Here is a 13,951-nt window from a genome sequence, read left to right as displayed (position 1 = left end):
AACCCTTCTATCCTAATAATCTTACTAAATACACTTCATTACAGCAGCCATTAACAGCATTATATATCTTTTTCGCTTGGCTTTCTTTTTGAGCAAGCCCATATACGGTTGGACCACTACCACTCATTAATGCGCCATCTGCACCACATTGCAACATATTATTTTTTATTTTTTCAATTTCAGGATGCATTGACATTGATACTGGTTCTAAACGATTCGATAAGCTTTCACATAACTGTTTATAATCACCTTCAACAATCGCCTTCTCGCACATTTCAGTATCTACATGATGCGCATCATCTAAATCTAACGCCTTGAATACATCCGCGGATGATATACCTAAATTAGGTTTCGCTAAAACTACCCAAGCTGAAGGTGGCTTTTTTAAAAAGCGTATCTTTTCACCTCTGCCTTTGCATACAGCAGTTCTGTTATAGATGCAAAACGGAATGTCTGTTCCAATTTGTATTCCCAAATCACTTAGTTCATGCAAAGATTTATCCAAATTAAACAGACGATTAATACCACGCATCGTAGCAGCTGCATCAGCTGATCCTCCTGCTAAACCGGCAGAAACGGGGATATCTTTATCTATAGTAATGGTGACACCTTCATTTAAATCATAGGTTTCCATCATCAATTGTGCTGCACGGTAAGCCAAATTTTTATGATCATTTGGAACATAGTTATGTTCAATATCAACAACGATTTTTTTATCTTTTCTTTTTTGGAAAGATAATCGATCGTTCAGATCAACTGTCGTCATAATCATTGCAATTTCATGATATCCATCATCTCTTTTGAAAAGTGTATCGAGCGTCAAATTTATCTTGGCTGGTGCCGTTTCATATATCATTTTTCCGCCCTCTCTTCATCTATAGTAATAAGATGATTTTAACACAAAGACTTAAAATATTTGATAGATACATGACAAATTTATGTAAAATCTTAATAAAACAATCAATTTAATCTACTAATATACGTTTTCTAATGAAATTATATTATTTTTAAGTAAAATGATTGGAAGTGAGATAGAAGCATTCACTGTCTCACGTTCGACGCATATCTTAATCTTCTACAAAAAAAGAGTGTTGAACTTAATAAGCCCAACACCCAATACATTTTAATTTATAGAGTTGTAGTACACTAAACCACTCTATATTTATGTCTAAATTAGTGTGCAACTACTTCTTGATGATTATCTTCTTCAAATGAAACTTGTACGTTCTCTGTAAGAACATCCGTATATGTATACGAAACTCTTTCAAAATTATGCTTATCTTGGTCTAATTCAACAACGAATACTGAAGGATACGTTTCTTTTAACACACCACAACGTTCGATTGTTTTTTTACGACCACCGTTGGCTTTTAGTACAATACGATTTCCTAAATGACAATCAATAGAATTTTTGATGTCCAAAATTGATTTTGGCATATTGCTCCACCTCGCTACAAGTTACATAATACCATATTTTGCAAGGTTATGTCAAATAAAATTTAAATTTTATCAATGTAGTAGCGCTTTGTCAACAATTTAATTTTCTAATTCTGGGAAATTTTTCTTTTCTTCATACAATCGTGCAAAATCTTGTATTGATAGCGTTTCCCCGCGTCTTTTAGGATCGATACCTGTTTGTTCAAGCCATTTTAATATACTTTCTTTATGCTTTTTTCCATCTTTAAAGAAATTCTGATAATTGTTGTTAATTGTTTTACGTCTTTGCGCAAAAGCTGCTTTAGCTAATTTAAAGAAAGTTTCTTCGTCATCCACGCTAACGAGTGGCGTCTCTCTTTGCATTAATTTAACAACAATAGAATCTACATTAGGTGGTGGCATGAAAACTGATTTAGGAACCGTTAACACTTTACTTGTCTCTGTATAGTACTGTGTAACAATAGATAATGAGCCATAAGCCTTTGTTCCTACTTGGGCATTTAAACGTTCGCCAACCTCTTTTTGCATCATAACAACATAACCATCAATCGGAATATCTTGTTGCATTAAATTCAGTAAAATTGGTGTTGTAATATAATATGGTAAATTAGCTACGACCATAATTTTGTCACAATCATTCAAATACGTTTTAACCGCCTTACCAATGTCTGCTTTCAATATATCTTCATTAATTATCGTAACGTTGTCATATGGCGCTAGTGTTTCTTTTAGTACAGGTATAAGTCGTTGATCAATTTCAAATGACATCACCTTTTTAGCTCTTTTGGCTAATTGCTCTGTTAAAGAACCCATACCGGGACCAACTTCAATAATACCTGTGTTGTCGTCAATTTCACTTGCATCTATAATTTTATGAATGATATTCACATCTACTAAGAAATTTTGTCCTAAACTTTTTTTAAAGTTAAATCCAAACTGATCTAACAATGCCTTAGTTCTTGAAGGTGTCGCAATATCTTTTCTCTCCACCTTTTATTCACTCTCCTTTTCCATAGATAACGCTTCGCGCACATCCGATTCAGTATAACCAAATGCATTGAGTTTCTTAAGCAGTTGCTTGCCATTTGAATGTCCGATGTGTAATTTTCGACCTAGTATTTCTCTTTTACGACGTGCGTCTTTACCAATTATTAATCCTAAGTCTATGAGAACACTTTTGTCGATTGATTCTTCCGCTTCTTCAAAAGGAGAACTGACGTGCATTAATGCGTCTCTAATATCTTTTGGATGCGCATGTTCAACGCCGATTTTACCACGCTTATTTTTAGCCTTTTCTCTATCTAAGTATGCATGTTTAACACCTGAAACGTGTTCTGTAATCGTGTGACGTATTTTATCACCGGGAAAGTCAGGATCAGTTAATACGATAACACCTCTTGTTTCTTGTGCATTTTGGATGACTGCTAAAGTCTCTTTATTGATAGCACTCCCATTTGTTTCAATCGTATCACATTCAACAGCCGACTTTACTCGTTCTGTGTCATCTCTACCTTCTACTACGATAAATTCATTGATTTTCATAATAAAAAATCCTTACCTTTCAAATTCATTTCACATATATTATAACTACTTATCACATAAAAAATGAGAAAGATGTCGTGTGTCATGTTTATAAAATCATACCATGACAGACACGGTTTAACATCTTTCTCAGACATATATTATTATTTTAATTTAAATAAACGTTCAGCATTTTCCGTAGTTTGACGACATACATCTTCATATGACATACCACGTAATTCTGCAATTTGTTCAGCAACTAAAGTCACGCGTTCTGGTTCATTACGTTTACCTCTATATGGATGAGGTGAAAGATAAGGCGCATCTGTTTCAACTAACAATCTATCCATAGGTACATGTTTTGCGACTTCTTTAGGTTGCTTAGCATTCTTAAATGTAACTGGACCACCTAAAGAGATATGGAAGTTCAGTTTATTAATAACTACATCTGCAATTTCAGGAGAACCACTGAAACTATGCATAATTCCGCCTACTTCTTCAGCATGTTCTTCCATTAAGATATCTACACAATCTTGCGTAGCTTCGCGATTATGAATAATGATAGGCAAGCCCACTCTTTTAGCGAGAGCAATTTGCTTTCTAAATACGTCTTTTTGAACTTCAGCTGGAGATTTATCCCAATGATAATCTAAGCCCATTTCTCCAATACCAATAACTTTAGGATGCTTTGATAACTCTTCAATCCATTGTAAACGTTCATCTGTAAAATCAATCGCATCAACAGGATGCCAACCTATAATTCCATAAATAAAATCATATTGATCAATCAGTTCCATAGCACGTTCAATTGTCGGTGTATCAAAACCAACGACAAACATGCGATCAACGCCTGCTTCTCTCGCACGAGAAATGACTTCAGTTAAATCTTCCGCATATTGTTCATCATTTAAATGGACATGTGTATCGATTAACATTTTATCTCTCCTAATTTTACAATTTATTACTATTTAATAACTGCACCATTTGGAATTGCACTTGGTAAACTAACTAATGTTAAGACACCATCTTTTTCAGCTGATAAAATCATGCCTTCTGACTTTTGACCCATTAATTTAGCAGGTTTTAAGTTAGTGACCACTGCAACTTTTTTACCGATAATATCTTCTGGACGATAAAACTTAGCGATTCCAGAAACAATTTGACGTTGCTCTGAACCTAAGTCAATTTGAATTTTCAACAATTTATCAGACTTTGGAACGTTTTCAGCATCAGTAATTGTTGCTGCTTTAATTTCAACTTTATCAAAATCTTTAATATCAATTTGCGCTTTACTTGGCTCTTCCACTTCATCTTTAGATTCTTCAGACTTTGGAGGTTGCATTGATTCTTTAATATATGCAATTTCCGCTTCAGTGTCTAAACGAGGGAAGATTGGTGTTGGCTTCTCAGTTACCATAATCGGTTCTTTTAATGCACCATATTGTTCAAGACTTTCTAATTCAAATAATTCAGGTTCATTAATATTCAGTTGTTTGAAAATTTCTTTAGGCGCATGTGTTAAGAATGGACGTAGTAACACTGCAGCATATCGAATATTTTCAACTAAATGTGCCATGACATTACCAAGCATGTCTTTTTGACTATCATCCTTAGCTAATACCCATGGTGTAGTCTCATCGATATATTTATTCGTACGACTAATAAACTTCCATACAGTAGATAAAGCTACAGAGAATTGGAAACTTTCCATACTTTCATTGAAATGTTTCACAGTTTCATGTGCTAATGCTTCCATATCTTCATCCAGTTCATGTTTAGGACCTTCATATGCAGGCAGTTCACCTTGGAAATACTTATTAATCATAGAGATTGTACGATTTACTAAGTTACCTAAGTCATTTGCTAAATCATAGTTAGTACGCTCTACAAAAGCTTCAGGAGTGAATACTCCATCAGAGCCAAATGGTAGTTCGCGCATTAAATAATAGCGCGTTGCATCAAGACCATAGCGGTCAATTAATACGTTAGGATCTACCACATTACCTTTAGATTTACTCATTTTACCGTCTTTCATCAGAATCCAACCATGTGCAAATACTTTTTTAGGAAGCGGTAAGTCTAACGCCATTAATAAAATTGGCCAAATAATTGAGTGGAAACGTACAATTTCCTTAGCCATTAAATGCACATCTGCTGGCCAATATTTCTTGAATAATTCATCATCATCTGATAAGTATCCTAATGCAGAAATATAGTTTACTAATGCATCAATCCATACGTATACAACGTGTTTAGGATTGGATGGCACTCTAACGCCCCAGTCAAATGATGTACGTGAAACAGCTAAATCTTCTAAACCAGGTTTAATAAAGTTGTTAATCATTTCATTTTTTCTTGAAGGCGGTTGAATGAAATCTGGATTAGCATCATAAAATTCTAATAATCTATCTGTGTATTTATTAATATTAAAGAAATAGCTTTCCTCTTTAACTAACTCAACCTCATGACCTGAATCTGGGCTTTTTCCGCCAACGATTTTGCCATTTTCATATATTGGATCTACTAATTGCGATTCAGTGTAATATGTTTCATCTGGTACTGAATACCATCCTTCATACTCACCAAGGTAAATATCACCTTGTTTTAAAAGACGCTCAAAAACTTTCTCAACTACTAGTTTATGACGATCTTCTGTAGTACGAATAAAGTCATCATTAGAGATTTCTAACTTACTCCAAAGACTTTTAATACCACTGATCATTTCATCTAAATATTCTAATTCAGTTTTACCTGCTTTTTGAGCTTTTTCTTGAATTTTTTGGCCATGTTCATCTGTACCAGTTAAGTAACGAACATCATAGCCTTGCATACGTTTATAACGTGAAATCACATCACCAGCTACTGTTGAATATGCATGGCCGATATGCAAATTACCACTCGGATAATAAATTGGGGTTGTAATATAAAATGTTTCTTTCGCCATCAATAGTCCTCCTCATCGTTTACAAAATAATAATATATACGTGTTATTTTGTTCATTATGGATTTTGATACTTAAACGCATCACGATATCCTTTTATATTAAGTTATTTCTTATTATAACTCATATCAATTTTCTAATGTCGTATCCTATTAACATTACCATAAATTCATTAATTTATGGGAGATTTCATAAGATTTTCATTGCCCATTTCCCAGAAAAATATTTAATTAATCAACGTTTCATTGCCACATCATTGATTGACATCATGATATATGTCATAAACTTCTCCAGTCTTCATACGACGATCTTCTGCGACTAACTTAATCGCCTTTTTAGATTTAATATTTTGTTCTGATATATAGTGTTCGACATGCTCTGAAATGGTAAGTGATTGAAACCATTGTTCAGTTTCATGAGGCTTAGCGCCCTCAATCAAGATTACAAATTCACCTTTTTGCATAATTTCATCGTTTTGAAATGCATTTATTAGGTGCCCAACTTCTTGCATCACAATTTGTTCAAACTTTTTAGTTAATTCACGACCGACTGCAACACGTCTAGTATCATCAACTTTGGAAATGGCTTTTAACGTTTCAACAACACGGAATGGTGACTCATAAATAATTAATGTACTATCTTGAAACATTCGTTCCTGTAATACTGCTACTTTATCTTTTTCTTTTCTAGGTAAAAAGCCTAAAAATGTATACGTATAGGATGGTAGGCCACTTGCCATTAGTGCAGTTAAACCTGCATTAGGACCAGGCACGGTTTCTACATGAATGTCATAACTGTGGGCTGCAACGACCAACTCATAACCTGGATCGCTTATTAAAGGTAAACCTGCATCTGACACTAAAGCGATATTGTAACCTTCATTTAACAACTCAATTAAATACTCAGTTTGCTGTGACTTATTATGTTCATGATATGATTTGAGCGGTGTTTGAATATCATAATGATTGCAAAGCTTTTTGGTCACTCGTGTATCTTCACAAGCTATGAAATCAGCATTTTTTAAAGTTTCAATTGCACGAAATGTAATATCACCTAGATTTCCTATAGGCGTTCCCACTAAATATAATGTCGCCATATTTAACGCTCCTCAATCATTTTTAATTTTTGTTGTCTGCTATATGTTTTAATTTCATACTCTCTTCGCATTGCTTCTGATTTTGAACTAAACATTTCTTGATAAACTAACACTACCGGACGTCTTGTTTTAGTATATTTAGCCCCTTTTCCTGCATTATGCGTCGCAATACGTGCCTCTACATTGGTAGTATAACCCGTATATAATGAATTATCTTTGCATTTAACTATATAAACATAATGTTTAGCCATAATACACCTCTTTCATTTCATCAGTGTAGTCACCCTGATTGTTATAGATGTAAAATGGTGGTGCAATGGTTAATCCCTGGTTACCGTTTTTGCGTCCCTCTACTACAATCGTAACAGCCGATTTATCAATTTTACTATAAATAAAAACCACTCGTTTCGGTTCAATACTGGCTTTGCGCATCTCAGTTAAGACATCCATTAACCTTTCAGCTCGATGAACCATCATAAGTCGACCACCTTGCTTTAATAGATGACGCGCTGCCAACATACAATCCTCTAATGTACACATAATCTCATGTCTCGCAATCTTATGTGCCTCTTTTTGATGTTGATGACGTTGATTGCTTTTAAAATAAGGAGGATTACACGTGACTAACGTATATTGAGATGGTTTAAAGTTTTGGTACACATCTTTTAAATCCATGTGATGCATTAATAATCGATTCGTCAAATCGTTATATTCGAAGCTACGACGAGCCATATCAGCCAATTGTTCTTGTATCTCGATACTCTCAATTGTTTGCGATCCTTTAGCTGATAACAAGAGTGCAATCACACCATTTCCCGCGCAAAGGTCTAATATTTTGTCATTCTTCCTCACTTCGGTAAAATGCCCTAACAATAAAGCGTCTGTTGAAAATGAAAAGACATCGTCATTTTGTATAATTTTCAAATTTTCTTTAAATAAGTCATCAATACGCTCATTAGCTTTTAACATAATCTTTTTTCTCCTAAAAAAGAGATGTCTTTACAACACATCGTTATATTTCAAAGTGTTGAAATCCATCCCTAATCATTAGCGTACGCTTTAATCAATTTCACTTTACATTTTCGACGTACTGTCAATCCACTGGCAATATCAACTGACCAATGGTCTAACTATTTAATACATTCATACATAGTAAACAATCCTCACCATAGCGGTGTTTACCAAATAATTCTCCATTACAAATATGGAATCCTTCGCTATATAATACTGCTAAGTTATCCTTACTTGGCAATGGTTTCTTAACATGTTTAATTGAACTTTTATTATCTCTTTCCTTACTCATTGGCTTGTTGTCTTTTTCAATACGATTTGTAACTTTGATAGCTTCAACGTCTTGTTCACTCTTAGCCATCAATGATTTTAAATTATCATTTTCAACTTGTAAGGCAACATTTTCTTCAATAAGTTGGATAGATAATGCTTTCAGTTCACTCATTTCCTGATTTAATTGATTAACATTACTTTCAAGTTTTACAATTTTTTCAAATAAGTCATTGCGATTCAAAAGTAACGTGCCTCCTTAATTAAAAGCTTCTAATTCTTCCATTTTATATTCTAACGGCTGTTCTAAACCATCGATTTTAACTTGCATTGAAATATCTAGAATATTTAACCCAATGACTTGTCCTTTGCCTTCAGGTGTCACAATTTTATCCCCTAAATCAGGTAACTGTGCTCTTGCCTCTTCATAAAAATCATTTTCATATTTTAAACAACACATCAATCGACCACAAGCACCAGAAATTTTAGTAGGATTTAAAGACAGATTTTGATCTTTAGCCATTTTAATTGAAACCGGTTCAAAATCCCCTAAAAATGTGGCACAACATAGTGAACGACCACATGGACCGATACCACCTAGTAATTTAGCTTCATCTCGAACACCGATTTGTCTTAATTCGATACGTGTCTTTAAATTTTGTGCTAAATGTTTTACGAGTTTACGAAAATCAATACGATCATCTGCTGTAAAATTAAAAATCACTTTTGATTTATCTAATGTATATTCACAATTAACTAATCGCATATCCAGTTGCTGTTCTTTAACTAAGTCTTTACATAATTGTAATGCATTAGTGGCATCTTTATCATTTTGATAATACGTTTCGATATCTTGCTCTGTAGCAACGCGTATAATTTCTTTTAAAGGTAATGTAACATCACCATCTTCAACATCTTTAGGTGGAAACTTTACACTTCCAATTTCAATGCCTCGTTTAGATTCGACAACAACCCAATCATCTACATTTACGTCTAAATCATTAGGCGCATAATATTCCAATTTCCCTGCTTTCTGAAATTGTACACCTACGATATTTGGCATTCTAACTCACACCTTTGATTACTATTTGTTCAAATACAAGCGTCGGATTAACATTTTGTATTAATTTTTTGTGCGCTTCTGTAATTTGGTCGTACATTGTTATAACTTGGTTTAGCGATAACTGATTCGCATATTTTTCTATATTACCTTTTAAATCTGTGTATGTAAAATCTCGTTCAATTCCTATTTTGACATGCATAATATCTTCAAAAAACGCGTTAACGGCTGCTAGCGTTAGTAATTGTAACTTACGATTTTTCGCATTTTTTAATAAATCTATTATTCCAATTAATGCCATAGGTCTATTCGTTAATAATAAGTCACACCAATGTAAAATCACTTTCCTAAGTGTGACTAAATCATGTTCTTCATTTAAATCTATTGCAGTTTCTAGTTGCGTAGTATAGGTGCTTAGCATTTCAGCTACAGCTCTATTAATATCTTCATCAACTAATCTATCTATAAAGTCTTGTTTATCACTTGGTTTAAAATAAACATGCTGACAACGTGAATGAATTGTATCTAAGATTTGTTCTGGCTTCGTTGATAGCAAAATGGCTATCGTATTCTCAGGTGGTTCTTCTAAAAACTTTAATATACTATTTTCCCCTTGAACAGTAAGCTTTTCAAAATCTTCAATGATATAAACTTTATGTGTTCCTTCAATAGGAAGTTGATTCATACGATGTACCAACTGCTCAATTTGCTCTTTCTTAATTGAATTTTCTTCAGAAGATACATACATGAAGTCTGGTTGGTTGAAGGTTTCAACTTTCATTTCACATTGCTGATTCCCATTACATAGAATAAGTTTTGCAAATTCCATCGCTACATGCTTCATTGATTGTGCATCATCACCTTCAAAAAGGTAGGCATGCGATAGTTTATTTGAATGATACGCATTCGCTAATTTTTGTTGTTCATCCATGCTTGCTTACTCCTTATTCAACTTTATAATATAAAAGAGGTTAGGACCAAAGCATTTAGAATTTATGCAAACTTACCGATTAGCAAAATTATATTTCAAATTTTGTCGAATCGAGCTTCTCTACAACTTAACATGTTGCAAATAAGTTTGCTAAATCTGCCTTCAAACACCGTCTATCAGTGTTCCAGAGCATAAGCCATAATGTCCCAACCTCGAATATTGTTTATTCATCTAAGGTGTCTTAATTTCATTATTCATTACTTTTAAATGTTAAAATCTATGGAATGATTCGACTGGCATTACAAATACTGTAGCGCCTCCTACTTCCACTTCAACAGGATATGGTATGTAAGAATCTGCACTACCACCCATTGGTGTCATTGGTGAAACAAGTTGATCTCTATTACCGCAAGTATGATCAATGACTGATAAAATATCATCTACACGGTCATCATCTACACCACATAAGAAAGTAGTGTTACCTGCTCTTAAAAATCCACCAGTAGTTGCTAATTTTGTAGCTCTAAAGTTATTTTTTACGAGTTGGTCTGAAAGTTCTTGACTATCCTGATCTTGAACGATCGCTATAATCATTTTCATCTTAAAACACCTCTTCTTGTTATTATATCATAATTATTTTAAAAAATTTAAGATTATCTCATAAGTTTCATTGACTACATCATCAATATTACGTGTCGCATCTACCACTGCAAAACGCTGAGGTGTTTCTTGAATGATTTGTCGATATCCTTCAATCACCTTCTCATGAAATGCAATATCTTCTTTATCAAGTCGATTTTGATCTCGTTGATTTTTAAGTATTCTATCTCTACCGACTTCTGCCGTAATATCTAAATAAATGGTTAAATTTGGATAAAGACCATTTATTGCAAAATCATTTAATTGCTTCACTTCTTCAATACCTATACCCCTTGCATAACCTTGATATGCAAGAGAACTATCAATATATCTATCACATAAGACAATTTTATTATCATTTAACGCGGGCACAACTTTTTCTACTAGGTGTTCTCTTCTAGAAGCAGCAAACAACATTGCTTCTGTACGTATGTCCATATTTGCACCTTCTAATACTACCTTACGTATTTCTTCACCAGTTGGTACTCCTCCAGGTTCTCTAGTAGCAATCAACTGATAATCCTGAGCTAACTTTTCAGACACACGTTGCAATACAGTTGTCTTACCTGAACCTTCAGGACCCTCGAATGTTATAAACGCCGACATTTTATTCATCCTTAACTAATATTTTTTCTTGTTTTATACCTTCAACTCTATCGCCTTTTTGAAGATATTCTCGCATTAATTTTATCATATTTTGGGTTATTCTTTCCCCTTTTAAATAAACAGGGATACCAGGCGGATATGGTATGATGTGGATTGCTAATATCTTACCTATCGATTGATCAATATCAACCCATGTTACGTTACCACTATCTTGTGGGAAGTACGTACCTTCATCTAACGGTATATGTATTGATGTTGATTGTTTAGATGACAATGGACATGGTAGGTTGATTTTTGTGATTTTGTTTAATAGTGTTTCAAATGGATACTTATCGTCCTCATGCCATAACGGCAATACAACTAAAACTTGCTTGTCGTCAGCTAATTCAATGTATATACCCATTTGTTCAAACCATGTTTGTATTTCAAATCCAGAATACCCTTGATACTGAATTAATAATTTTAAAGGATCACTTACACAAATAGTAGTTAATCCAATCATATTTAGCGTATCAATAAGTTGCTTTCTTTTCTCAAAAAATAGCGTACTATCGTAATCAACATAAAATTGATGCGCTAGCTCAAGACTGGCCATCACTAAATATGAAGGACTAGAAGTCTGAAAGTATCCTAGATATCGCACTATTTCATCTTTCAATGGCGCATCTTTATGAATAAACAATATAGATCCCATCGTGAGTGCGGGCAATGTCTTGTGATAAGACTGCACAACATAATCCGCGCCACTTTCAAGTGCAGACTTTGGAAAGTTTTTTAAATTAAAATGTGCACCATGTGCCTCATCAACTAATACTGGTATAGCTTCACGATGTGCTCTATCTACAAATGCTTTGATATCAAAGCATTCACCATAATAGTTTGGATAGGTTACAATAGCTAACTTCTGATTATTAAATGTCATACTTTGTGTGTCCGGACCTAAATATTGACTACTATCATTACTCTTAGTCATTGCTATTATATCAGCAGGTTGCTGTACAATATCCAATCCATGAAAGACTGATTTGTGCACATTACGACTAATCAAAAAATTTCCTTTTAATTTTGAAAATGACTGTATCACTGATAAAATTCCAGAGGTTGTTCCATTAATTAAGAAATATGCGTCATAATCCGGGTGCTTATGAATATGTTGCATACTTTTTAATATGATATCTTCTGGGTGGTGCAAATCATCAAGTCCCGTGATTTCAGTCATATCCATCTCAAAGTCCAAATTTTTTACATTACCGATTGTTCCATTTTTGTGACCAGGTACATGTAAAGAAATAGCATTTTCATTTACCAATTGAGATAATTTATGAAAAATTGGAAGTTCCATATTATACACACTTTCTAATTATTTAGTGCACTTGCGATAAATCATCATTGCCATCGCGTTGCTCAATCCACTTTGTTTTCAATAGTCCCATGACATAACAATCTTTATACTTTCCTTGAGTATAAAAATGTTCTTTTAATTCACCTTCTATAATGAAACCTGCTTTTTTATATATGTGCACTGCTTTTTCATTATTCACATCTACATATAAATAAACTTTATTCAGGTTCAAGACTAAAAAGGCGTAATCGATTGCCATTTTAAATGCTTTTTTAGCATAGCCTTTATTTCCAAATTGTGAATCTATAATAATTTGAATTTCACAATTTCTATGTACAAAGTTAATTTCCACTAGTTCTACAACACCGATAGACGTGTGATCATCTTCAATAATGAATCTTCTCTCTGATTCATCTAAAATATGCTTTTGATATAACGTTTTTAACTCACTCAATGATTCATACGGTTCTTCAAACCAGTAAGACATAATCGTATATTCGTTATTTAAATGATGTACAAATTGTAAGTCTGTTTCTTCTAAAGCTCTAATTATCATTCTTAGCACTCCTTTAATTACAGTGTAGACAAGCGATTTAACTAAGTAAAGTAACTCAATACTTTAGTTTTACACTTCCTCTTCATAAAGCTATTACACTTTGATTTATTGATTTATTGATTTCATTAAACCTTCGGTTTTAATTTTAGGCATAAAAAAAGAGACCTTCCGGTCTCATTAATTTGCCTGGCAACGTCCTACTCTAGCGGAACGTAAATCTGCTACCATCGGCGCTAAGGAACTTACTTTACTTCGAGACAAGCGCTCGCACCCTTCCTCATTTTCTAAAATTGCTTGCTCTTTTAGCTCAACTAAAATCGCTTCTCAATTTTCTCAATTCCTCGGCTTCAAACGCTTTCTCCTCGTAAAGCTATTACACTTTCATTTGTTGATATCTTATTAAACCTTCGGTTTTAATTTTAAGCATAAAAAAAAGAGACCTTTCGGTCTCAATAATTTGCCTGGCAACCACCTACTCAAGCGGAAAGTACATCTGCTACCAACGGCGCTAAGAAACTTACTGTACTTCGAGTCAAGCGCT

General features: G+C 33.7%; 16 protein-coding genes. All 16 read right to left on the bottom strand.

Features of this window, described 5'->3' with window-relative positions; genetic code table 11:
- Positions 1–7 precede the first annotated feature (7 nt).
- The gene (ispE, locus tag F1592_RS10760) at positions 8–856 is read right to left on the bottom strand and encodes a 4-(cytidine 5'-diphospho)-2-C-methyl-D-erythritol kinase (protein WP_037536996.1); all 849 of its coding nucleotides are present in this window, start codon (positions 854–856) and stop codon (positions 8–10) included.
- Between the two features lie 317 nt (positions 857–1,173).
- Positions 1,174–1,437 carry a biofilm formation stimulator Veg gene (gene veg / locus F1592_RS10755; protein ID WP_011276767.1) on the bottom strand — a complete coding sequence of 88 codons (264 nt, stop codon included), beginning with the start codon at positions 1,435–1,437 and terminating at the stop codon, positions 1,174–1,176.
- Positions 1,438–1,536: 99 nt separating this feature from the next.
- A complete protein-coding gene (gene rsmA, locus F1592_RS10750; protein WP_011276768.1) occupies positions 1,537–2,427 on the bottom strand; it encodes a 16S rRNA (adenine(1518)-N(6)/adenine(1519)-N(6))-dimethyltransferase RsmA in 891 nt (296 codons plus the stop codon).
- A 3-nt stretch (positions 2,428–2,430) separates the two neighbouring features.
- On the bottom strand, positions 2,431–2,979 hold the full coding sequence (gene rnmV / locus F1592_RS10745) for a ribonuclease M5 (RefSeq protein WP_011276769.1): 549 nt from the start codon (positions 2,977–2,979) through the stop codon (positions 2,431–2,433).
- A gap of 143 nt (positions 2,980–3,122) precedes the next feature.
- Entirely contained in the window at positions 3,123–3,893 is a 771-nt protein-coding gene (locus F1592_RS10740; RefSeq protein WP_037536993.1) for a TatD family hydrolase, read from the bottom strand.
- A 29-nt stretch (positions 3,894–3,922) separates the two neighbouring features.
- Positions 3,923–5,902, bottom strand: coding sequence for a methionine--tRNA ligase (gene metG / locus F1592_RS10735; protein WP_053017948.1), 1,980 nt, complete (start codon positions 5,900–5,902; stop codon positions 3,923–3,925).
- Between the two features lie 250 nt (positions 5,903–6,152).
- Entirely contained in the window at positions 6,153–6,995 is an 843-nt protein-coding gene (gene rsmI / locus F1592_RS10730) for a 16S rRNA (cytidine(1402)-2'-O)-methyltransferase (protein ID WP_149809574.1), read from the bottom strand.
- A gap of 2 nt (positions 6,996–6,997) precedes the next feature.
- Positions 6,998–7,246: a GIY-YIG nuclease family protein gene (locus F1592_RS10725; RefSeq protein WP_037536987.1), complete on the bottom strand. Its 249-nt coding sequence runs from the start codon at positions 7,244–7,246 to the stop codon at positions 6,998–7,000.
- Entirely contained in the window at positions 7,239–7,964 is a 726-nt protein-coding gene (locus F1592_RS10720; protein WP_053017946.1) for a tRNA1(Val) (adenine(37)-N6)-methyltransferase, read from the bottom strand. Before F1592_RS10720 ends, F1592_RS10725 begins: the two co-directional genes overlap by 8 nt.
- 157 nt (positions 7,965–8,121) lie before the next feature.
- A complete protein-coding gene (yabA, locus tag F1592_RS10715; RefSeq protein ID WP_011276775.1) occupies positions 8,122–8,520 on the bottom strand; it encodes a DNA replication initiation control protein YabA in 399 nt (132 codons plus the stop codon).
- Positions 8,521–8,535: 15 nt separating this feature from the next.
- Positions 8,536–9,339, bottom strand: coding sequence for a PSP1 domain-containing protein (locus F1592_RS10710; RefSeq protein WP_037536981.1), 804 nt, complete (start codon positions 9,337–9,339; stop codon positions 8,536–8,538).
- Between the two features lies 1 nt (position 9,340).
- Positions 9,341–10,267 (bottom strand): DNA polymerase III subunit delta' C-terminal domain-containing protein, encoded by a 927-nt coding sequence (locus F1592_RS10705; protein WP_037536979.1) that lies wholly within the window; start codon positions 10,265–10,267, stop codon positions 9,341–9,343.
- 270 nt (positions 10,268–10,537) lie between these two features.
- Entirely contained in the window at positions 10,538–10,867 is a 330-nt protein-coding gene (locus F1592_RS10700) for a cyclic-di-AMP receptor (RefSeq protein WP_011276778.1), read from the bottom strand.
- A 33-nt stretch (positions 10,868–10,900) separates the two neighbouring features.
- Complete coding sequence (gene tmk, locus F1592_RS10695) at positions 10,901–11,512, bottom strand: dTMP kinase (RefSeq protein ID WP_037536976.1); 612 nt, start codon at positions 11,510–11,512, stop codon at positions 10,901–10,903.
- A gap of 1 nt (position 11,513) precedes the next feature.
- A complete protein-coding gene (locus tag F1592_RS10690) occupies positions 11,514–12,854 on the bottom strand; it encodes an aminotransferase class I/II-fold pyridoxal phosphate-dependent enzyme (protein ID WP_107609813.1) in 1,341 nt (446 codons plus the stop codon).
- Between the two features lie 22 nt (positions 12,855–12,876).
- The gene (locus F1592_RS10685; RefSeq protein ID WP_037536972.1) at positions 12,877–13,410 is read right to left on the bottom strand and encodes a GNAT family N-acetyltransferase; all 534 of its coding nucleotides are present in this window, start codon (positions 13,408–13,410) and stop codon (positions 12,877–12,879) included.
- Between the last annotated feature and the right edge of the window lie 541 nt (positions 13,411–13,951).

This window comes from Staphylococcus sp. GDX7P312P, from assembly GCF_008385775.1.
In the GTDB taxonomy this organism is placed as follows: domain Bacteria; phylum Bacillota; class Bacilli; order Staphylococcales; family Staphylococcaceae; genus Staphylococcus; species Staphylococcus haemolyticus.
This window is presented reverse-complemented; position numbering and strand designations above follow the sequence as displayed.

Excerpts from the sequence above, each read along its gene's own strand:
- F1592_RS10705 (WP_037536979.1), bottom strand. The coding sequence starts at position 10,267 with ATGGATGAACAACAAAAATTAGCGAATGCGTATCATTCAAATAAACTA.
- ispE (WP_037536996.1), bottom strand. The coding sequence starts at position 856 with ATGATATATGAAACGGCACCAGCCAAGATAAATTTGACGCTCGATACA.
- veg (WP_011276767.1), bottom strand. The coding sequence starts at position 1,437 with ATGCCAAAATCAATTTTGGACATCAAAAATTCTATTGATTGTCATTTA.
- F1592_RS10725 (WP_037536987.1), bottom strand. The coding sequence starts at position 7,246 with ATGGCTAAACATTATGTTTATATAGTTAAATGCAAAGATAATTCATTA.
- F1592_RS10720 (WP_053017946.1), bottom strand. The coding sequence starts at position 7,964 with ATGTTAAAAGCTAATGAGCGTATTGATGACTTATTTAAAGAAAATTTG.
- F1592_RS10690 (WP_107609813.1), bottom strand. The coding sequence starts at position 12,854 with ATGGAACTTCCAATTTTTCATAAATTATCTCAATTGGTAAATGAAAAT.
- rsmI (WP_149809574.1), bottom strand. The coding sequence starts at position 6,995 with ATGGCGACATTATATTTAGTGGGAACGCCTATAGGAAATCTAGGTGAT.
- F1592_RS10700 (WP_011276778.1), bottom strand. The coding sequence starts at position 10,867 with ATGAAAATGATTATAGCGATCGTTCAAGATCAGGATAGTCAAGAACTT.
- metG (WP_053017948.1), bottom strand. The coding sequence starts at position 5,902 with ATGGCGAAAGAAACATTTTATATTACAACCCCAATTTATTATCCGAGT.
- F1592_RS10710 (WP_037536981.1), bottom strand. The coding sequence starts at position 9,339 with ATGCCAAATATCGTAGGTGTACAATTTCAGAAAGCAGGGAAATTGGAA.
- F1592_RS10740 (WP_037536993.1), bottom strand. The coding sequence starts at position 3,893 with ATGTTAATCGATACACATGTCCATTTAAATGATGAACAATATGCGGAA.
- rnmV (WP_011276769.1), bottom strand. The coding sequence starts at position 2,979 with ATGAAAATCAATGAATTTATCGTAGTAGAAGGTAGAGATGACACAGAA.
- F1592_RS10685 (WP_037536972.1), bottom strand. The coding sequence starts at position 13,410 with ATGATAATTAGAGCTTTAGAAGAAACAGACTTACAATTTGTACATCAT.
- tmk (WP_037536976.1), bottom strand. The coding sequence starts at position 11,512 with ATGTCGGCGTTTATAACATTCGAGGGTCCTGAAGGTTCAGGTAAGACA.